The organism is Erythrobacter sp. NFXS35 (assembly GCF_040148725.1).
Classification (GTDB): Bacteria; Pseudomonadota; Alphaproteobacteria; order Sphingomonadales; family Sphingomonadaceae; genus Erythrobacter.
On record NZ_JAGDEB010000001.1, the window covers coordinates 1,487,229 to 1,506,382 of the forward strand.

Consider the following 19,154-nt stretch of genomic DNA (forward strand, 5'->3'; position numbering starts at 1 on the left):
GGAACGCAATCCGCGCGCTATAAGTTGTGACAGGATGAAGCGGCGCGACCTACTCAAGGGCACTCTGGTTGCCGGGGCGGCATTGGCCGCACCTGCCTCCCTGCTCGCCACCACTGTCCCCGCCGCGCCGATGTCCGGCTCCCCGCGTGACCGGATGCTGTTCGCCCTCGCCAAGCGGGAGCTTGACCGGGCGGGCGATGCGATCTGGAAGCGTGATATCGTGGGCATCGCTGATTTCGGCCTGCATTCGGCGAAACCCCGGTTCCACTTCGTGAATCTCGACCGGGGCGAGGTGCAGTCCCACTATGTCAGCCACGGCATGGGCTCCGATCCGCAGCACGACGGCTGGCTCAAGCAGTTCTCCAACACCGAAGGTTCCAACGCGACCAGCCGCGGCGCCTATGTGACGTGGGAGTGGTACAAGGGCCGGTATGGCACATCGGTGCGATTGGGCGGGCTGGACGCAAGCAACAATGCTGCGCTGCGCCGCTACATCGTGATGCACCGCGCCGACTATGCCGAAGCCTCGCACATCAGCCGCTGGGGGCGTCTGGGCCGCTCGAACGGCTGCTTCGCGATGGGCGAGGAACAGTTCCGCATCGCGCTGATGCACCTTTCAGGCGGGCGGCTGCTGTTCGCGGATTCGCTGGGGCTGGAGGAAGACGGCAGCATCCAGCCGGTGCCGGAACTGGCGATGATCGAGCGCCAGCCGCTCGACCTGTTGAAGCGTCCGTCAATCTCCGGTTACTGATGGCAGCCGACAGGCGCAGCACAGCGGATGAAATCACTGCCGCGCTGCTCTGGGCGGTGATCGGCGGCGCACTGATCGGTGGCTTGGGACTGACGCTCTGGATGATCGTCCAGAGCGGTGGTCAGCGCCTGCTGGAAGAGCCCCTGGCGCTGATATTCGGGCCAATTGGCGTCGGCGCCTTCAGCCTTTTCGTCGTTGCGCCCTGCACAATCCTGTTCGGCCTCATCAGCGCGGCGCTCATCAATCACCTGCTGCTTAGCCGCCCGGCAGCGCTGGCCGTGTGCATCATCACCGCCACCACCACACAGGTCGCCTGCGTCCGGGTGATGTTCTGGCAGGAATGGCATGAGCCCGCCGACTTCCTGTTCACCACGCCCTTTGCGCTGGGCGCGGCGTTTGTCCTGTGGTGGCGGCTGACCCGCGAAAAGCGCACCTAGCTATCCTGCAAGTCGTCCTCGATGACGATCACCTCGTCGGTCGGCAGGATGCTGCGGTTGCGCACGCGCGGCTTGTCGAGGCTGGCAAGCACCGGGGCGTCGCGGCCGTAGATGTCCTTGAAGGTCGCCATCTCGCCGTTGATGTCGGACGCCATGGTGAAATAGGTGATGTAGGCGGGCAGCTGCTTCTCCAGCATCACCTTGGTGTACTTGCCCGAGGTCGAGATCGCGACCGCCTCGTCCTTGCTCGCGCCCTTGCCGAGGATCGCCATGGTGATCGCCAGTTCCAGCGCGCGTTCCGTGCGGATACAGCCGTGGGACAGTGCGCGGCTATCATTGGCGAACAGGTGGCGCGAGGGCGTGTCGTGGAAGAAGATCGCGTGCGGGTTGGGCATCTCCAGCTTCATCTGCCCCAGCGAATTGCCCGGTCCGGGCTGCTGGACGACGGTGATGTACCCGTTCGCGCCCTTGGTGCCGACATAGCCGTTGCGCTTGGCCCAGGCGGGGTTGGCGAGCACCTTTGCGCCCAGCCCCTCGCCCTTGACGATCGATTGGGGGACCGTCCAGGTCGGGTTGAACACCACCCCTTCGACCATCTCGGCCAATTGCGGCGTGGCGGTGCGACCCGGCTTGCCCACCACCGTGCGATAGGTGCTGATGATGCGGTCCTTGACCGTCAGCCGCAGCTGGAATTCCGGCACGTTGGTGATGAGGTATTGCGAGCCGAGGTCGCGCGCCAGCCAGCGCCAGCGGTCCATGTTGGCGCGGATCAGCTTGCGCTTGTCCGCTTCGCTTTCCGGCGTGGTGGCAAGCGCATCGCGCAGCCGGGCATAGTCCGGATGCGTGGGCGCAAGCTTGTCCAGCGTGGCGGCAATGTCGCCGCTCGCCACAGCTTCGGCCAGCAAGTCGCCCGTACGGAAGGTCTCGCGGTCGGGATCGACCACGAACCACTGTTCGCGCGCGTCCATCGGGGTGCGCCCATCGCGCAGATCCTCGACCAGCCACACGAAGCTTTGCGAGGCGAGCGCATCGAGTTCTTCCGACGGGCCGGAAGTGAGCGCCACCTTGAGCGGTTGCAGATCGTAATCGGCAGGATCCAACCCTTCGGCCCCGATCCCCTCAATCGCGGCGACCAGTTTGGTCGCGTTGGTGATGGTCCACGGCTGCACCAGCGGCGCGGGCAATTCCAGCCCACCCTGCACCACTGGTTCGGAGATCATGCGCGGGAAGGCAGCGTCGAACGTTTCGCTGGGCGTCGGCGCGGGCGTGGGAGTGGGTCGGGCAGGGGGCAGCTCCACCCGTGCCGGCCCCGTCCAATTCTCGCCGCCGGGGATCATGTCTTCGCGGCTGCCCTGCGTCTGGGCAACAGCCGAGCCCGCCAGCAGCGCCGCTGCCGCGATCCCGCACGCCAATCTGCCCGCTGAATGCTTCATCAAAATGCTTTCCAACCCTGTTGTGCCAGCCTTGCCGACACGTGCCGTCGCTACGCATCATACGCGCTGGGGGCGCCCCCTATCAACTGCCTTCGCTTACTGCGGGGTGAATAAGCGGCGATGCACCTCGTCCGCGCCAACCTGCGCGTGACGTGAACCGCGCATGCGGTTAAGCGCGCCCTTGCCATGCCGATGCGCGCCCATCCCCTGCTGCCGTTTGCTGCCGCCTTTGCAGGCGTCGGTTTCCTGTCGCTGATGGATGCCTTCATGAAAGAAGCCGCGCTGCTGATCGGCGCCTATACCGCCACGGTGCTGCGCGCCGGGATCGGGGCGGGAATCATCGCGCCGTTCTGGCTGGCGCGCGGCCCGGCATGGCCGACAAAGGCAGTGATGAAGCTGCATCTGACCCGCGGCGTGGTTTCGGCCTTCATGGCGTTATCGTTCTTCTTCGCGCTTACCCGCCTGCCATTGGCCGAGGCAATCGCGCTGAGCTTCGTCGCGCCGCTTCTGGCGCTCTATCTGGCGCGGGTGCTGCTGGGCGAAACCATCGCCAGGAACGCGATCATCGCCAGCATCCTCGGCTTTGCGGGCACGCTGGTGATCGTTGGCGGGCGGATCGGAGCAGGCGGGTTCGACCGCGATGCCGGGCTGGGATTGGCCGCGATGCTGTTTTCGGCGGTGCTCTATGCCTACAATTTCATCGTCATCCGCCGGCAGTCGCAGGTCGCAGGCCCGGTGGAGATCGCGACGTTTCACAGCGGGATCGGCGGAGCGGTGCTGCTGACCTTCGCGCCGTTCGCTTGGGTCACGCCCAGCGCGCCCGCCCTGCTGCCGCTGATCGCCGCAGGCGCGCTGACCGTGGCGGGATCAATGGCGATCGCCTGGGCCTATGCCCGCGAGGAAGCGCAGGCGCTGGTGCCGATCGAATATTCCGGCTTCGTCTGGGCCAGCGCGTTCGGCTGGCTGTTCTTCCGCGAGACCGTAACCCTGCCGACGCTGGCGGGCACCGCACTGATCGTCGCCGGATGCTGGCTCGTCACCCGGCGCGACGCCGCGACCCGAAACCTGCCCGCCTGATACCATTTCCCTAGGGCAGACCCCTTGACCTCGCGCGCCTGAAAGCGCAGTGCGCGCCCGAAAACCGCGCCTTTTTACGGATCGGGGTGCGGATCAATTCAAAAGGATGAAAACGCCCCATGACCGACATCGGCAAGGACACCCTCGCAATCCGCCAGACCCTCTCTGTGAACGGGACCGACTACGCCTATTACTCGCTGGCGAAGGCTGCGGAACAGTTGGGCGATGTCTCGAAACTGCCGATTTCGATGAAGGTGCTGCTGGAAAACCTGCTGCGCTTCGAAGACGGCGGCTTCACCGTCGGGCGCGAGCATATCCAGGCGATCGTCGACTGGCAGAACAATCCCTCGACCGGCAATGAAATCCAGTACCGCCCCGCCCGCGTGCTGCTGCAGGATTTCACCGGCGTGCCCTGCGTGGTCGATCTGGCTGCGATGCGCGATGCGATCAAGCAGCTCGGCGGCGATACCCAGAAGATCAATCCGCTGGTGCCGGTCAACCTCGTGATCGACCACTCGGTGATGGTCGACGAATTCGGCCACCCCAAGGCGATGGAAGCCAACATGGCGTTGGAATATGATCGCAACGCCGAACGCTACGACTTCCTGAAATGGGGCTCCAAGAGCTTCAAGAATTTCTCCGCCGTGCCGCCGGGCACGGGCATCTGCCATCAGGTGAACCTCGAACACATCGCCCGCGGTGTGTGGTCGTCCGAAGGGCCGGACGGCGTGATGGTCGCCTATCCCGACACCTGCGTCGGCACTGACAGCCACACCACCATGATCAACGGTCTGGGCGTGCTGGGCTGGGGCGTCGGCGGGATCGAGGCCGAAGCCGCGATGCTCGGCCAGCCGGTGTCGATGCTGATCCCCGAAGTGGTCGGCTTCTATCTCGAAGGCGCGATGGCCGAGGGCGTGACCGCCACCGATCTGGTGCTGACCTGCGTGCAGATGCTGCGCGAAGTCGGTGTGGTGGGCCGCTTTGTGGAGTTCTACGGCCCGGGCGTCGCCAACCTCACGCTGGCCGACCGTGCGACCATCGCCAACATGGCGCCCGAATATGGCGCGACCTGCGGCTTCTTCGGGATCGACGACAAGACCATCGAATACATGCGCCTGACTGGCCGCAGCGAAGACACCATCGCGCTGGTCGAAGCCTATGCCCGCGCGCAGGGCATGTGGTTCGATCCGACCAATGTCCCGGTCTTCACCAAGACCCTGAGCCTGGACATGGCGAGCGTCGTCCCCAGCCTCGCCGGACCCAAGCGCCCGCAGGACAAGGTGATCCTGCAAGAGGTGGACGATCTGTTCAACGGCGACCTGTCGAAGGTCTACGGCAAGAGCGGCCCGGCACGGGTCGCGGTCGAAGGCAAGTCCCACGACATCGGCGATGGTGACGTGGTGATCGCCGCGATCACCAGCTGCACCAACACCTCCAACCCCGATGTGCTGATCGCCGCCGGTCTGGTGGCCAAGAAGGCGAACGAGAAGGGCCTGAAGCCCAAGCCGTGGGTCAAGACCAGCCTCGCGCCAGGATCGCAGGTGGTGACCGATTACCTCGTGAAGTCCGGCCTGCAACAACATCTCGACGCGATCGGGTTCGATCTGGTCGGCTATGGCTGCACCACCTGCATCGGCAATTCCGGCCCGCTCGCCCCGCCGATCAGCGCGGCCATCAACGGCAATGATATCGTTGCGGCATCCGTGCTGTCAGGCAACCGCAACTTCGAAGGCCGGGTCAGCCCCGATGTGCGCGCCAACTTTCTCGCCTCGCCGCCGCTGGTGGTCGCCTATGCGCTGAAGGGCACGGTGACCGAAGACATCACCACGACCCCGATCGGGCAGGACCAGGACGGTAATGACGTGATGCTCGCCGATCTGTGGCCGACCAATGCCGAAATCGCGGAAAACCGCGCCGCCAACATCGACCGCTCGATGTTCGTCAGCCGCTATGCCAATGTCTACGACGGCGACGAGCACTGGCAGGCAATCACGGTCGAACCGTCGGACACCTATCAGTGGCGCGCCGGATCGACCTATGTCGCCAACCCGCCCTATTTCGAGGGCATGACCATGACCCCGGCGCCGATCACCGACATCGTCGATGCCAAGCCGCTGGCGGTGCTGGGTGATTCGGTCACCACCGATCACATCAGCCCGGCCGGCTCGATCAAGGAAGATTCGCCCGCAGGCGCCTACCTCGTATCGAATCAGGTCGCGAAGAAGGACTTCAACTCCTACGGCTCGCGCCGCGGCAACCACGAAGTGATGATGCGCGGCACCTTCGCCAATATCCGCATCAAGAACGAAATGGTCCCCGGCGTCGAAGGCGGGTTCTCGACCTATAATGGCGAGACCATGCCGATTTACGACGCGGCGATGAAGCACAAGGAAGACGGCACGCCGCTGGTGGTCATCGGCGGCAAGGAATACGGGACAGGCTCCAGCCGCGACTGGGCGGCGAAGGGCACGATCCTGCTCGGCGTGCGGATGGTGATCGTCGAAAGCTTCGAACGCATCCACCGTTCGAACCTCGTCGGAATGGGCGTGCTGCCGCTGCAGTTCAAAGACGGCGACACCCGCGAAACGCTCGGCCTCACTGCCGACGACATCTTCTCGATCCGGGGCTTGGCTGACCTCAAGCCCGGTCAGGACATCGAGGTCGAGGTCACCCGCGCAGACGGAACCACCTTCAGCTTCACCGCGCTGTGTCGCATAGATACCGCAAACGAGATGGAATATTACCGCCATGGCGGAATTCTCCATTACGTTCTGCGCAAGCTTGCGGCATAAGGAGGCCGATGAACGCGTCCCGCAAACTTCTGCTTGCCGCATCGGCGTTGCTGGCGATTACCGCCTGCAGTGGCGATTCTCAGGCAAGCAAGAAGCGGGACGCACCCTCCGCGCCGCTAGGGTTCGAACTGGCGTTCGCCGGAGCGGGTGCTGCCACGGCCGATGATGCTGCCGCAGTGCCAGAGGCGCACGCCTCTGCATCACCGATGATCGACCTCTCGCCGGAACAGCTGGCGAGACGCCTCGCTGCCGGGAACACCCGGCTGATCGATGTGCGCACCGATGCGGAAGTTGCAGAAGGCGTGATCCCCGGCGCCGAACACATCCCGCTCGATCGGTTCGATCCGGCCAGGCTCGGCCCGCCGGACGGGCGCGGCGTGGTGCTCTATTGCCGATCGGGCAAGCGTTCCGCGATGGCCGGGGCCAAGCTGGCAGAGGTGACAGGCGCACCGGTCGAACATCTCGCCGGAGGTATCCTGGCGTGGGAAGAAGCCGGCGAGCCGCTCGAAAAACCCTGACCCCGGAAAGCCGAGTTAAGCGTATCGAATCAAGAAGGGCGGCTCCCCCCGGATGCCGCCCTTCGCGTTGCGGTGCACCGCAGACGTTTCGCTGTCAGGCGCCCTGCCCGGCATGCAGCTTGCGCCGCCCGAGGATCGCCGCTGCCGCCAGACCGAATAGCACCACCATCGGCGGAGCCGGGACTTCGTGCCCGCCGCTGCTGCTCGATGACGAGGACGACGACGAGGACGAGGACGACGAGGAACTGCCCGACGACGACGAGCCGCTGCTGCCAGACGAACCCGAGGAGCCGCTGGAGCTGCCCGAGGACGACGAGGAGGACGATGACGAAGACGTCGACGAACTGCTGCTGGTGCTGGTCGTCATGTCGCCCGAAGTGCTGCCACCGCTGGTCGCTCCGCCGGACGAGGAGGACGAGGACGAGCCGCTGCTCGAGGACGAGGACGAACTGCCGCCCGAGGAACCGCCCGAAGTGGTGGTGGTGCCCGGATGACCGCTCGAACCGCCACTCCCGCCCGAGGAACTGGACGACGAGGAGGACGAGGAGGAAGAACTCGACGACGACGACGAGGAGGAAGACCCCGAACTCGAAACCGCGCCGGTCGAAGAACTGACGTTCCCCGAACTGCTCGACACGTTGCCGGAAGAACTGGAGACGTTGCCCGAGCTGCTCGAAACATTGCCCGAGGAACTCGAAACGCCCCCGGTCGAGCTGGACACTGCCCCGGTGGAACTCGAAACCGCGCCGGTGGAGGAGCTGACGTCCCCGGAGCTCGACACCGCGCCGGTCGACGAGGAGACATTGCCCGAAGACGAAACCGCTCCGGTGCTGCTCGATATTGTGCCGGTCGAGGTCGAGGTCGAAACCTGACCGGTCGAGGAACTGATCTGGCCCGAGGACGAGGTGGTCGAAGTCGAATTGTCGATATCGATGTCGATCACGACGCCGCTGCTGCCGCCGGACGAGGTCGAGGAACTGACATCGCCCGATGACGATCCGCCGGAGGTCGAGGTGGTGGTCGACACCGAAACATCGCCCGATGACGAACCACCGCCGCCGCCGAAGAAACCGCCGAAGAAACCGCCACCAAAGCCGCCGCCGAAGCCCAGACCGCCGCCGATGATCGGTCCGCCGCCAAAGCCGCCGCCGCCCTGGATCGGCGGAAGCGGAGGCAGCGGCGCGGGCATGTAGGCGACCTGCGCGATCGGCGGGCATTCGTTCGGGTCGAAATAGGCCTGCACCGCGCCCGTCGGCATGCTGGGGACGCTCTGCCCCGGAGCAACCGGCTGGCACTCGATCGTCCGCTCAACGATCCGGCGGCGGCGTTCTTCCGGCATCGGCACGATGCGCTCACGCGACTTGATGTAACGCGCCCCGGTTTCCGGATCGACCGCAATCAGCTTGCCATCGATGTTGGTGGAGTAATCGGGGGCGTCGGTGTTCATCGGCTCAGCCACGCGCACCGCGCCGCCCTGCAACAATGCGACCCCCGCAGCAGCGGCGGAAAGCTTCGCGATGGCCAGTTTGAGCGACATAGTCGATAACCCTGTTTGCCTGTGGTGACGGGCAGCGGCCAATCCGCATGCATCACCTGATCAGCTTTCATTTGATGGGAGAAAGCCGCGAAGGGCAATCGGGTTAACCAGTGCGCAGCCCGCCGAATCGCGCTAATCGCCCCAAAATCATGGGTTTTGCGCGGGCATGTCCCGATCTGGCACCGAAAACCGCTGCTTGGTTAGCCGCAGTGTTAACCATCTTCCTCGAACAGTCCGGCCTGCCCAGCCAGAGAATCGCCCCGCCCGGAATCGCTCGGCCCTGTGCGGGGCGGCACCATCTCCATGTGTTCCCACCCGGCATCATTGAGCATCCGCCCACGCGCCGTGCGGGCAATCAGGCCGAGTTGGATGAGGTAGGGTTCGACCACCTCCTCGACCGTGTCGCGCGGCTCAGCGAGGCCAGCCGCCAGCGTTTCGATCCCCACCGGCCCACCCTTGTAGGTCGTGGCGATCATGGTGAGGTAGCGCCGGTCCATCGCGTCGAGGCCGAGCCGGTCGATCTCCAGCCGCGTCAGCGCCTCGTCTGCGACATGGCGGGTCACGCTGGCCGCGCCCGCGACATCGGCGAAGTCGCGCACCCGCCGCAGCAGGCGTCCTGCCACACGCGGGGTGCCGCGCGAACGGCGGGCGATTTCATGCGCGCCATCCGGCTGAATTGCGAGGCCGAGCAACCCGGCGGCGCGGGTGACGACGCGTTCCAGCTCCTCATGACTGTAGAAATTAAGACGGACGGGGATGCCGAAGCGGTCGCGCAACGGCGTGGTCAGAAGGCCTTGGCGGGTGGTCGCCCCTATCAGCGTGAAGGGCGGCAGGTCGATCCGCACAGAGCGCGCCGATGGCCCCTCCCCGATGATGAGATCCAGCGCGCGGTCCTCCATTGCGGGATAGAGCACTTCCTCGACCACCGGCGACAGGCGGTGGATCTCGTCGATGAACAGCACGTCATGCGGTTCGAGATTGGTGAGCAGCGCGGCCAGATCGCCCGCCTTGGCAATGACGGGGCCGCTGGTGGCGCGAAAGCCGACGCCCAATTCGCCCGCAATGATCTGCGCCAGCGTGGTCTTGCCGAGGCCGGGTGGGCCGAAGAACAGCGTATGATCCATCGCCTCCCCGCGCGCCCGCGCGGCGGCGATGAAGACCGCAAGGTTGCCCTTTGCGGCTTCCTGCCCGACGAACTCCGCAAGCCGCCGCGGGCGGAGCGCTGCATCCGGGTCGCCCGGTTGGCGGGCGGGGGTGTGGAGGGGCGGCTCGGCAGATGTCACGCTCGCCTTGCTCCCCGATCACTATAATCGATTACGCCGGACGCAGCTTTCTCGCGATCGCCGGCCACAGCACCCAGAGTGTCAGCACTGCCAGCGCCGCGTATTGAAACGAACCCATGCCCGCGCCCACCATCGGCGTGTTGCGGAAGGTACCGGTACCGCCGATCTCGCCGATGATGGAGATGATCAGGTTCGGTCCGACCAATACCAGAAAGATGAGTTGCAGGACCCGCGGCGCACGCTTCGGGTCGAGGGGGACAGGACGGGTTTTCGGATATTGCCGCAAGCTCTGTTCGGCAGTGCGGCTCGCCTGATGCACCTTCCATGGAAACCACATTATCCAACTCAGCGCCCAGCCTAGCAAGCTGCTCACCAGCAGCGTGATCGCGACAATGTGCGGCAGGGCCTGCGCAATGAACAGCGCGAAGACCAGAATCACAAAGGGGAGCCCGAAGACGATCATCATTGCTCGTCGCTTGGCCGCACGAACCGGTCGGCTGTAGGCTTCCCCGATCTGTTCCCATTTGCGCGCCGGGACCAGCACGGCCCCGCTCTTGTCCCGCAGCATGTAGACCCAGCTGCCATCTGCCTGCTGCGTCGCGCGATGCTCGAATCCGGTGCGCACGATGGCTTCGTAGAGTGACGGTTCGAACACGGCGGCCCCCCTTCAGGTTTGTGCCATGGTCGCAGCAAGAGGTTGAGATTCCATTGCTCCGGGTCATCATCCCGCCGCCTTTTTCGATGGTACGCGGATCAGGTCACCCTCGCCACAAGTTGAGCGCGGGACGGGTGCTGAAACAAGTTCAGCATGACGAATGATGGGGCTAACCAACCCCATCAAAACGGGTTCAGCGTAAAGCCGCTGCTCTGCAACAGCGCGTGGGCCGTCATCGCGGAAAGCGCCATCTCCACGCCGGGGATCAGATCTTCGGGCGCGATGCCATTGGCCGCTGCGCTCTGGCCGCACAGGATGAAGCGTACGTCCTCGGCCAGCAGCGCCTCCACCAGCTTGCCCGAGGGGTTGTCGCCCTGGCGCGAGAGCGGGTTGGCGGCGTGGGCGGCATTGGTCAGCAGTTCGAGCGCGGCCTTGCCGTGCACCACCACCACGAGGCGGACATTGTCCTGCGGCACGCCGTTCGCCACGTGCATGTTGAGGAACCGCGCCGCGCTGTCGAACCCGCGATTGGACGAGCCTTCGGCGGCGGGCGTGCTGACATCGAAGGCGATGGCGAATTCGGTGTCGGCGGGCAGTTGCTCCACCCCCGGCACGGGCGCGTGGGCGCCGAACTCGGTCAGCACCGGGCCGGGCTGGAACGCGCTCATATCCTGCGCGGCGAGCGGGGCTGCGGCAAGTGACAGAGCGATAGTCATTGCGATACGCATCATTCGTCCTCCTAGGATGCCGCCTTCTTAAGCGCCACGCGGATCAGATCGCCTTCGCTCGCGCCCTCGCCCAGTTCTGCCTGCGCCCGCGCGACAGCCTGCGCGGCGACGGCGGGTTTGAACCCAAGGTTTTCGAGCGCGCTCACCGCGTCCGCGCTTGCGCCTGCGACCGGAGCCGCCGCCACGCCCGCAAAGCCGCCGCTGCCGCCCGGCATCGCGCCCGCCTTGTCCTTCAACTCGTTGACGATCCGGGCCGCCAGCTTCGGCCCCACCCCATTGGCCCGCGCCACTTGCGCCGCATCGCCGCGTCCGCAGGCCTCGCGCAATTCGCCGGTCGCAAGCGCGGACAGGATCGCCAGCGCGACCTTGCTGCCCACACCCTGCACCGCTGTCAGCAGCCGGAACCAGTCCCGCTCGGCACTTTCCGCAAAGCCGAGCAGGCGCATGTCGTTCTCGCTCACCTGCAACTGCGTGTGGACGGTGCACCCCTCACCGACCTCACCCAGCGCGGCGAGCGTGCGGCTGGAGCAATGGACGAGGTAGCCGACCCCGCCGACATCGACGATGGCCCAATCCTCGCCCGTGGCATCGAGCCTGCCTGAGAGTTTCGCGATCATCGCTGATAAGTGCCCCAACCCCGGCCCAAATGCCAGAGCGCCCCTGCACCTGTCCGCAATTCGCGTGGCGGCCTGTAGGAGACACATGAGACACTGTCCAAGGAACGAAAACCTGCCCTCGCAGGACACCTCGGACAGCCGGGCGCAAAACGGGGGAATGGCGGTTCATGGCGGCGGGCATACCGGCGGCGCTCGCAGTAGGAAATCAGCGCAATCTCGACAGGCGGCGCTTTTGCGGTAAGGGAAGCGGCATGAGCTGGAACACCTTCGGGCGCGTGCTGCGCTTTACCACTTGGGGCGAAAGCCACGGGCCTGCACTGGGCGCGATTGTCGACGGGTGCCCGCCGGGGCTGGCGATCAGCGAGGAGTTCATCCAGCCGTTCATGGATGCGAGGAAGCCCGGCACCAGCCGCTTCACCACCCAGCGGCGCGAGGATGATCTGGTGCGCATCCTTTCGGGCGTGTTCGAGGGCAAGACCACGGGCACGCCGATCAGCCTGATGATCGAAAACACCGATCAGCGCTCGAAGGACTACAGCGCCATCGCCCAGCAATACCGCCCGGGCCATGCCGACTACGCCTATGACGCCAAATACGGCATCCGCGATTATCGCGGCGGCGGGCGATCATCGGCGCGCGAGACGGCGGCGCGGGTGGCCGCGGGCGCGGTTGCGCGGCTGGTGATCCCCGAGGTCACCATCACCGCCTACGTGTGCGAACTCGGCGGCGACCGGATCGACCCGGCGCGGATCGACCACGCCGAAATCGCCAACAACCCGTTCTTCTGCCCCGATCCCGAAGCCGCCAAGCGCTGGGAGGCAAAGGTCGATGAAGCGCGCAAGGCCGGATCGTCACTCGGTGCCATCGTCGAATGCGTCGCCACCGGCGTCCCGGCAGGCTGGGGGGCGCCGATCTACGCCAAGCTCGACAGCGATCTCGCCGCGGCAATGATGACAATCAACGCGGTCAAGGGTGTCGAGATCGGCGACGGCTTTGAAGCCGCGCGCCTGACCGGCGAACAAAACGCCGACCGGATGCGCCCCGGTGCGGACGGCCTGCCCACCTATGCCAGCAACCACGCAGGCGGCACGGCGGGCGGCATTTCGACCGGACAGCCGGTGGTGTGCCGGGTGGCGTTCAAGCCGACAAGCTCGATCCTCACCCCGGTGGAATCGATCAACTCGGCGGGCGAGGCGGTGGAAGTCGTCACCAAGGGCCGCCACGACCCCTGCGTCGGCATCCGCGGCACGCCGGTGGTCGAAGCGATGATGGCGCTGGTGCTGGCCGATCACAAGCTGCTGCACCGCGCTCAAGTAGCGTAAGCGTAGCGCGTTAAGAACGCAGGCAGGTAGCGTAAGCGGTAGCGCAGCAAGAAGCGCATGAAACCCGCACGCCTGCAAACGACGCGTTGCGGCAGTCGCGCGGGCCCACCCCCAGCCCCTCCCGCAAGCGGGAGGGGAGCGAGACTTAGCGGGCCGCAGGCGCGCTTAGTCGCAGCGGGGTGGGCATGGTGCGACGGCTGTTTCACACACGAGCAGCCAAAACGGTCGCCGAGGCTCGCTCCCGAAAGCGGCATGTCGGCTTCAGCCCCGACCTTGCCATAAGCCGACCTTCTGCAATCGACCCCATTGCCGCCGTTCTTTTGCTGTGACAGATCATCTGCCAGCGGACATTCCGATCTGGGGGCAGCATGGACGAGCGGCAGAAGGAAAGGGAATATGGGTTCGGTCGGTTCTGGGAGTATCGAAATCACATTGCCTATGTCGTAATGGGCGCTTCGCTCGGGTTTCCAAAAGAAGACTTTGAAGAGCAAATGACGCTCGAAAAAGCCTATGATATCTTACGTAGTGGTCTTCCGGTCTCGTTTGACCGAATCAAGGACAAAGAGGCAATCCCACAAGTCACGACACTGCTGGAAGCATCATATGCTGCTTTCAAAAGTGGCGACATTCAAAGCGGGGCGCATCTGCTTCAAGATTTCGAGGCGAAGCTGCTCGATCTTCGACGTGGGCGACCCAAAAAAGCCGACTAACGTAGCGCCTGCTTATGTCACGAGAGTGCCAAGACCCGCCATTCGCCTTCCCACCCACATGCGGTCATAGCGAAAGAGGTTGCCAACCTCCAAAAGCAGACCAAGCGCAACGCTAGCCTATCTTCACATTGGCAATCGGGTGGGCCAAATTGAATCATACTCTGCGCTATCGCTACGCCCCCGGATCAATTCCGGGGCGACATCGTTGACGAGCGGGTGAAGGTCAAACCAACCCGGTTCCCGCCTCCACGATTGAAAAAAGCGATCTTCGCAATCGCAACAATCACCTTTTGTGCAGCGCAGAAACGCCTATCTGGGCAGCATCAGTTTCAACCCTCTCTCTCAACCCCATCAAAAGGAAAATTCCCATGGGTATTATCGGTTCGACCATCCAGCCGTTCAAGGCGACCGCGTTTCAGGCGGGCAAGGACTTCTTCGACGTCACCAACGAAGACCTCGCCGGCAAGTGGTCGGTGTTCTTCTTCTACCCGGCCGACTTCACCTTCGTGTGCCCGACCGAACTGGAAGATATGGGCGAAAAGTACGCCGTGCTGCAGAGCATGGGCGTTGAAGTCTTTGCCGTCAGCACCGACACGCATTTCAGCCACAAGGCTTGGCACGACACCTCGGACAAGATCGGCAAGCTGACCTTCCCGTTCCTGGGTGACCAGAACCACGTGCTGTCGAACCAGTTCGGCGTGCTGCGCGAAGGCGTTGGTCTGGCCGACCGTGCGACCTTCGTGGTCGATCCCGACGGTGTGATCCAGATCATGGAAATCACCTGCGAGGGTGTGGGCCGCAATGCCAACGAACTGACCCGCAAGATCAAGGCCGCGCAGTATGTGCGCGCCAACCCCGGTCAGGTCTGCCCGGCAGCGTGGGAAGAAGGCAGCGACACGCTGGCTCCCTCGCTCGACCTCGTCGGCAAGATCTGACGTAACAAGACCGGCCGGCGCGGGGGATTCCCCCCCTCGAAACCTCGCGCTGGCCGTAAAATCCCGAGGCTACCCAAGCCCTCGGGTCGTAGCCGGGACCGGATGTTCCCGCCCACTCCCCCCCTTTGTAGGGCGGATGGCAGCCGGTCCCGCGTTACCCGAACAGCAGCCATTATCGGGGGTCACCCCAGAATTCACGCGCGCCCGCCGCGCCCGGAGGACATCATGCTCGACGCCGCAATGCAGGCCCAGCTGAAGCAATATCTCGGCAATTTGCGCGAAGGGATCGAACTGGTCGCCTCGCTCGATGATAGCGAGAAGTCGCGCCAGACCCGCGCTCTGATCGAACAGATCGCCGCGCAGCATGATCTGGTGTCCGCGCAGTTCGACGGCACCGATGATCGCAAGCCCAGCTTCGTGATCCGCCGCGCCAGCGACCCGGCCAAGTGGGTGCGCTTTGCGGGCCTGCCGATGGGGCATGAATTCACGTCGCTGGTGCTCGCGCTCCTGTGGGCCGGTGGCCACCCGCCCAAGGTGGATGCCGACCTGATCGAACAGGTGCGCGCGCTGGAAGGCGATTTCAATTTCGAGATGTTTTTCTCGCTGAGCTGTCACAACTGCCCCGACGTGGTGCAGGCGCTGACGCTGATGGCATTCGAGAACCCGCGCATCACCGCGACCCTGATCGAAGGCGGCACGTTCCAGGACGAGGTCGAGCGCCGCGACATCATGGCGGTGCCTGCGACCTTCTTGAATGGCGAACCGTTCTACAACGGCAAGATGGAACTGGCCGAGATCCTGTCGAAGCTCGACGTCAATGCCGATGCGCGTGCGGCGGAAAAGCTTGCCGCCAAGGCTCCGTTTGAGGTGCTGGTGGTCGGCGGCGGGCCTGCGGGTGCAGCCGCGGCGGTCTATACCGCGCGAAAGGGCTTCAGCACCGGGATCGCGGCGGAACGTTTCGGTGGGCAGTTGATGGATACGCTCGGGATCGAGAACCTGCCCGGCACCTCCTATACCGAAGGGCCGAAGCTGACCGACAGCCTGAAGGCCCACGTCGGCGAATACGAGATCGATTTGATGGACTTGGCCCGCGCGGTGGAACTCAAGCCAGCCAAGGAAACCGGCGGCTATCATGAAGTGGTGATGGCCAACGGCGCGAGCCTCAAGGCGCGTTCGCTGGTGCTGTCCACCGGCGCACGCTGGCGCAATCTCGGCGTGCCGGGCGAAGCGGAATATCGCAACAAGGGCGTGGCCTATTGCCCGCACTGCGACGGCCCGCTGTTCAAGGGCAAGCGCATCGCGGTGATCGGCGGCGGCAACTCCGGCGTCGAAGCGGCGATCGACTTGGCGAAGATCGTCGGCCACGTGACGCTGATCGAATTCGATACCAAGCTGCGCGCCGATGAAGTGCTGCAACGCAAGCTGCGTTCCATTCCCAATGTGGAAATCATCACGAACGGCCAGACCACCGAGGTGCTGGGTGACGGCACGCGGGTGAATGGGCTGGTGGTGAAAGACCGTGCCAGCGGCGACGAGCGGCGGATCACGCTCGAAGGCGTGTTCATCCAGATCGGCCTTGTCCCTAACACCGAATGGCTGCGCGAAACTGGCCTTGAACTCAGCAAGTTCGGCGAGATCATCATCGACGATCACGGCGCGACCAACCTCCCCGGCATCTACGCTGCGGGCGATTGCACCACTGTGCCGCACAAGCAGATTGTGGTTGCGATGGGCGAAGGCGCGAAGGCCGGCCTCGGCGCGTTCGACTTCCTGATCCGCAACGAGCCGGTCGAGGCGATCGCTGAAGCGGCGTAGCCTGGTGCAGCAGAGGCCGAGCGAAGACGGGCTGCCCATGCGGGAGTCCGTTTGCGTTTGCGTGCCGCCGATCGTGTAATCGGTTGAGCCAATCAATCGCCGCGCATTAATCGATTGGACGCACCATCCTGAAAGCGTAATCTTCTCGCCATAGGCTCACCCCAGCGGGGCGAGTCTGAATAGATAACAGGCGAGAGGAGACACGATCATGGATGCCAAGACCGGAGAAATGAGCGGCGGATGCCCGTTCCACGGATCGAGCGAAATGCGCAACCTGCTGGGCCGCACCAACCGCGACTGGTGGCCCGATGCGCTGCAGCTCGACATTCTGACCGAGCAGGGCAAGAGCGCGAACCCCTATGGCGAGGATTTCGATTACGCCGAGGCTTTCAATGCGCTCGATTACAATGCACTGAAGGCTGACCTCACCGCACTGATGACCGACAGCCAGCCATGGTGGCCGGCGGATTACGGGCATTACGGCCCGTTCTTCATCCGCATGGCGTGGCACGCCGCAGGTACTTACCGCACCGGTGACGGGCGCGGCGGTGCCAACTCCGGTCAGCAGCGCTTTGCTCCGCTCAATTCCTGGCCCGACAACGGCAACCTCGACAAGGCGCGCCGCCTGTTGTGGCCGATCAAGCAGAAATACGGCAAGAATATCAGCTGGGCCGACCTGTTCATCCTCACAGGCAACGTGGCGATTGAATCGATGGGCGGGCCGGTGTTCGGCTTCGGCGGCGGACGCGCGGACGTGTTCGAACCTGAAAGCGTCTACTGGGGTACCGAGGAGCAGTGGGTCAATGAAGGCGTTGCCACCCGCATCCACCCCAAGGAAGGTCGCGCGCTCGAAAACCCGCTCGCCGCAATCCAGATGGGCCTGATCTACGTCAATCCCGAAGGGCCGCAGGGCAACCCGCATGACCCCGAAGGCATGGCCCGCGACATGCGTGAAACCTTCGCCCGGATGGCGATGAACGACGAGGAAACCGTCGCGCTGACCGCCGGAGGCCACGCCTTCGGCAAGTGCCACGGCGCGCACCCGGCCGATACCTTCGGCGGCGCTCCGGAAAGCGAAGACCTGCACCTGATGGGCTTCGGCTGGCTGAACGACGAGGAGGAGATCGCCAACGGCAACATCACCACCTCCGGCATCGAAGGTGCGTGGACGCCCAACCCAACCGCGTGGGGCAACGACTATTTCCGGCTGCTGTTCAAGTACGAATTCGAGCTGGTGCAGTCGCCTGCAGGGGCCAACCAGTGGACCCCGATCAACCCCGATCCCGAGGACATGGCCCCTGACGCGCGCGACCCGTCGAAGAAGGTGCCGACGATCATGACCACCGCCGACATGGCGCTGAAGCGCGATCCCGAATACCGCAAGATTTCCGAGCGATTCCTGAACGACCAGGCGGCGCTGGACGATGCCTTTGCGCGCGCATGGTTCAAGCTGTGCCACCGCGACATGGGGCCGAAGATCCGGTACATGGGCCCCGAAGTCCCGGCCGAAGACCTGATCTGGCAGGACCCGGTTCCCGCAGGCACCGTGCCTTCGGATGCGGACATCGCCCGCTTCAAGGATGCGATCCTCGGCAGCGGATTGTCAGTGCGCGAACTGGTCAAAGCGGCGTGGGCTTCGGCCTCGACCTACCGCAATTCCGACCATCGCGGCGGCGCCAACGGCGCGCGCGTGCGGCTGGAACCGCAGCGCGGTTGGGCGGTCAACGATCCCGAGGAACTGGGCAAGGTGCTGGACACCATCGAACAGCATCGCGGCAACCTCAGCATGGCCGATGCGATCGTGCTGGCAGGCTCGGCAGCGGTCGAGAAGGCGGCCAAGGATGCCGGGTTCGACGTGACCGTGCCATTCATGGGCGGGCGCGGCGATGCGACCGAAGACCACACCGACGCGGCCAGCTTTGAACCGATGGAGCCGTTCGCCGATGGCTTCCGCAACTATCTCAAGACCAAGGCCAGCGTGAAGACCGAGGAAATGCTGATCGACCGGGCGCATCTGCTCGGCCTGTCGATCCCGGAAATGACGGTGCTGGTCGGCGGACTTCGGGCCTTGGGCGCGGTAAGCAAGCACGCGCATCACGGCTACAAAATCGGCGTGCTGACCGAGACCCCGGGCAAGCTCACCCCCGACTTCTTCCGCAACCTGCTCGACATGGGGACCAAGTGGTCGCCCGTGGATGAAAGCGGGGACGAGGAATATGTCGGCACCGACCGCGCTACCGGCGCGGAAAAGTGGCGTGCGACCCGCACCGATCTGGTGTTCGGATCGAACTCGCAGCTGCGCGCACAGGCCGAGGTCTATGCCGAAAGCGGATGCGAGGGCAAATTCGTGTGCGACTTCATCTCGGCCTGGAACAAGGTGATGAACGCTGACCGCTTCGATGTGAGCTACGCCAAGTATCACTGAGGTGTGACGGCTTGAACCATGAAGGCCCCTGGTAGCGATACCGGGGGCCTTTTCGTGCCGGTTTGCGATCCTGCGCCGTGCTTCTATGCTGGCCAGCGGGTATGAGGTGGCGGGAGGAT

The 19,154-nt window shown here is 64.6% G+C and carries 16 protein-coding genes; 10 read left to right on the top strand and 6 right to left on the bottom strand.

Annotated features, from left to right (window positions below; all coding sequences use genetic code 11):
* Positions 1-34: 34 nt before the first annotated feature.
* Both J3454_RS07015 and J3454_RS07020 read left to right on the top strand, forming a co-directional pair.
* Positions 35-751: a murein L,D-transpeptidase catalytic domain-containing protein gene (locus J3454_RS07015; RefSeq protein WP_349513015.1), complete on the top strand. Its 717-nt coding sequence runs from the start codon at positions 35-37 to the stop codon at positions 749-751.
* Positions 751-1,188 (top strand): hypothetical protein, encoded by a 438-nt coding sequence (locus tag J3454_RS07020; RefSeq protein WP_349513016.1) that lies wholly within the window; start codon positions 751-753, stop codon positions 1,186-1,188. The genes J3454_RS07015 and J3454_RS07020 overlap by 1 nt, the downstream gene beginning before the upstream one ends.
* Here the strand turns inward: J3454_RS07020 and J3454_RS07025 are convergent.
* Positions 1,185-2,621: a L,D-transpeptidase family protein gene (locus J3454_RS07025; RefSeq protein ID WP_349513017.1), complete on the bottom strand. Its 1,437-nt coding sequence runs from the start codon at positions 2,619-2,621 to the stop codon at positions 1,185-1,187. The genes J3454_RS07020 and J3454_RS07025 overlap by 4 nt on opposite strands.
* A gap of 186 nt (positions 2,622-2,807) precedes the next feature.
* On the opposite strand from J3454_RS07025, the gene J3454_RS07030 reads away from it, so the two are divergent.
* The 3 genes from J3454_RS07030 (at position 2,808) to J3454_RS07040 (ending at position 7,008) form a co-directional block, all read left to right on the top strand.
* Entirely contained in the window at positions 2,808-3,698 is an 891-nt protein-coding gene (locus tag J3454_RS07030; protein WP_349513018.1) for a DMT family transporter, read from the top strand.
* 119 nt (positions 3,699-3,817) lie between these two features.
* The gene (gene acnA, locus J3454_RS07035; RefSeq protein ID WP_349513019.1) at positions 3,818-6,490 is read left to right on the top strand and encodes an aconitate hydratase AcnA; all 2,673 of its coding nucleotides are present in this window, start codon (positions 3,818-3,820) and stop codon (positions 6,488-6,490) included.
* 8 nt (positions 6,491-6,498) lie between these two features.
* The gene (locus J3454_RS07040) at positions 6,499-7,008 is read left to right on the top strand and encodes a rhodanese-like domain-containing protein (protein ID WP_349513020.1); all 510 of its coding nucleotides are present in this window, start codon (positions 6,499-6,501) and stop codon (positions 7,006-7,008) included.
* Positions 7,009-7,102: 94 nt separating this feature from the next.
* Here the strand turns inward: J3454_RS07040 and J3454_RS07045 are convergent, their stop codons facing one another.
* The 5 genes from J3454_RS07045 to ruvA form a co-directional block, all read right to left on the bottom strand.
* Positions 7,103-8,545, bottom strand: a complete 1,443-nt coding sequence (locus J3454_RS07045) for a hypothetical protein (RefSeq protein ID WP_349513021.1) — start codon at positions 8,543-8,545, stop codon at positions 7,103-7,105.
* A gap of 212 nt (positions 8,546-8,757) precedes the next feature.
* A complete protein-coding gene (ruvB, locus tag J3454_RS07050) occupies positions 8,758-9,828 on the bottom strand; it encodes a Holliday junction branch migration DNA helicase RuvB (protein WP_349513022.1) in 1,071 nt (356 codons plus the stop codon).
* Positions 9,829-9,859: 31 nt separating this feature from the next.
* Positions 9,860-10,483 (bottom strand): hypothetical protein, encoded by a 624-nt coding sequence (locus J3454_RS07055; RefSeq protein WP_349513023.1) that lies wholly within the window; start codon positions 10,481-10,483, stop codon positions 9,860-9,862.
* Positions 10,484-10,665: 182 nt separating this feature from the next.
* On the bottom strand, positions 10,666-11,214 hold the full coding sequence (locus J3454_RS07060; RefSeq protein WP_349513024.1) for a DsrE family protein: 549 nt from the start codon (positions 11,212-11,214) through the stop codon (positions 10,666-10,668).
* A gap of 8 nt (positions 11,215-11,222) precedes the next feature.
* Entirely contained in the window at positions 11,223-11,828 is a 606-nt protein-coding gene (gene ruvA, locus J3454_RS07065; protein ID WP_349513025.1) for a Holliday junction branch migration protein RuvA, read from the bottom strand.
* A 251-nt stretch (positions 11,829-12,079) separates the two neighbouring features.
* Here ruvA and aroC point away from each other — a divergent pair, with 251 nt between their 5' ends.
* The 5 genes from aroC to katG all read left to right on the top strand — a co-directional run bounded on the left by aroC (position 12,080) and on the right by katG (position 19,035).
* On the top strand, positions 12,080-13,150 hold the full coding sequence (aroC, locus tag J3454_RS07070) for a chorismate synthase (RefSeq protein WP_349513026.1): 1,071 nt from the start codon (positions 12,080-12,082) through the stop codon (positions 13,148-13,150).
* Between the two features lie 368 nt (positions 13,151-13,518).
* Positions 13,519-13,860 (top strand): hypothetical protein, encoded by a 342-nt coding sequence (locus tag J3454_RS07075; protein WP_349513027.1) that lies wholly within the window; start codon positions 13,519-13,521, stop codon positions 13,858-13,860.
* A gap of 368 nt (positions 13,861-14,228) precedes the next feature.
* Positions 14,229-14,795: an alkyl hydroperoxide reductase subunit C gene (gene ahpC, locus J3454_RS07080; protein ID WP_349513028.1), complete on the top strand. Its 567-nt coding sequence runs from the start codon at positions 14,229-14,231 to the stop codon at positions 14,793-14,795.
* Positions 14,796-15,020: 225 nt separating this feature from the next.
* Positions 15,021-16,610 (top strand): alkyl hydroperoxide reductase subunit F, encoded by a 1,590-nt coding sequence (ahpF, locus tag J3454_RS07085; protein WP_349513029.1) that lies wholly within the window; start codon positions 15,021-15,023, stop codon positions 16,608-16,610.
* Between the two features lie 208 nt (positions 16,611-16,818).
* Positions 16,819-19,035, top strand: a complete 2,217-nt coding sequence (katG, locus tag J3454_RS07090) for a catalase/peroxidase HPI (protein WP_349513030.1) — start codon at positions 16,819-16,821, stop codon at positions 19,033-19,035.
* Positions 19,036-19,154 lie beyond the last annotated feature (119 nt).

What these genes read in the sequence shown, in the direction of transcription:
- J3454_RS07015 (WP_349513015.1), top strand. Translation starts at nt 35, where the DNA reads ATGAAGCGGCGCGACCTACTCAAGGGCACTCTGGTTGCCGGGGCGGCA.
- J3454_RS07020 (WP_349513016.1), top strand. Translation starts at nt 751, where the DNA reads ATGGCAGCCGACAGGCGCAGCACAGCGGATGAAATCACTGCCGCGCTG.
- J3454_RS07025 (WP_349513017.1), bottom strand. Translation starts at nt 2,621, where the DNA reads ATGAAGCATTCAGCGGGCAGATTGGCGTGCGGGATCGCGGCAGCGGCG.
- J3454_RS07030 (WP_349513018.1), top strand. Translation starts at nt 2,808, where the DNA reads ATGCCGATGCGCGCCCATCCCCTGCTGCCGTTTGCTGCCGCCTTTGCA.
- acnA (WP_349513019.1), top strand. Translation starts at nt 3,818, where the DNA reads ATGACCGACATCGGCAAGGACACCCTCGCAATCCGCCAGACCCTCTCT.
- J3454_RS07040 (WP_349513020.1), top strand. Translation starts at nt 6,499, where the DNA reads ATGAACGCGTCCCGCAAACTTCTGCTTGCCGCATCGGCGTTGCTGGCG.
- J3454_RS07045 (WP_349513021.1), bottom strand. Translation starts at nt 8,545, where the DNA reads ATGTCGCTCAAACTGGCCATCGCGAAGCTTTCCGCCGCTGCTGCGGGG.
- J3454_RS07060 (WP_349513024.1), bottom strand. Translation starts at nt 11,214, where the DNA reads ATGATGCGTATCGCAATGACTATCGCTCTGTCACTTGCCGCAGCCCCG.
- ruvA (WP_349513025.1), bottom strand. Translation starts at nt 11,828, where the DNA reads ATGATCGCGAAACTCTCAGGCAGGCTCGATGCCACGGGCGAGGATTGG.
- aroC (WP_349513026.1), top strand. Translation starts at nt 12,080, where the DNA reads ATGAGCTGGAACACCTTCGGGCGCGTGCTGCGCTTTACCACTTGGGGC.
- J3454_RS07075 (WP_349513027.1), top strand. Translation starts at nt 13,519, where the DNA reads ATGGACGAGCGGCAGAAGGAAAGGGAATATGGGTTCGGTCGGTTCTGG.
- ahpC (WP_349513028.1), top strand. Translation starts at nt 14,229, where the DNA reads ATGGGTATTATCGGTTCGACCATCCAGCCGTTCAAGGCGACCGCGTTT.
- ahpF (WP_349513029.1), top strand. Translation starts at nt 15,021, where the DNA reads ATGCTCGACGCCGCAATGCAGGCCCAGCTGAAGCAATATCTCGGCAAT.
- katG (WP_349513030.1), top strand. Translation starts at nt 16,819, where the DNA reads ATGGATGCCAAGACCGGAGAAATGAGCGGCGGATGCCCGTTCCACGGA.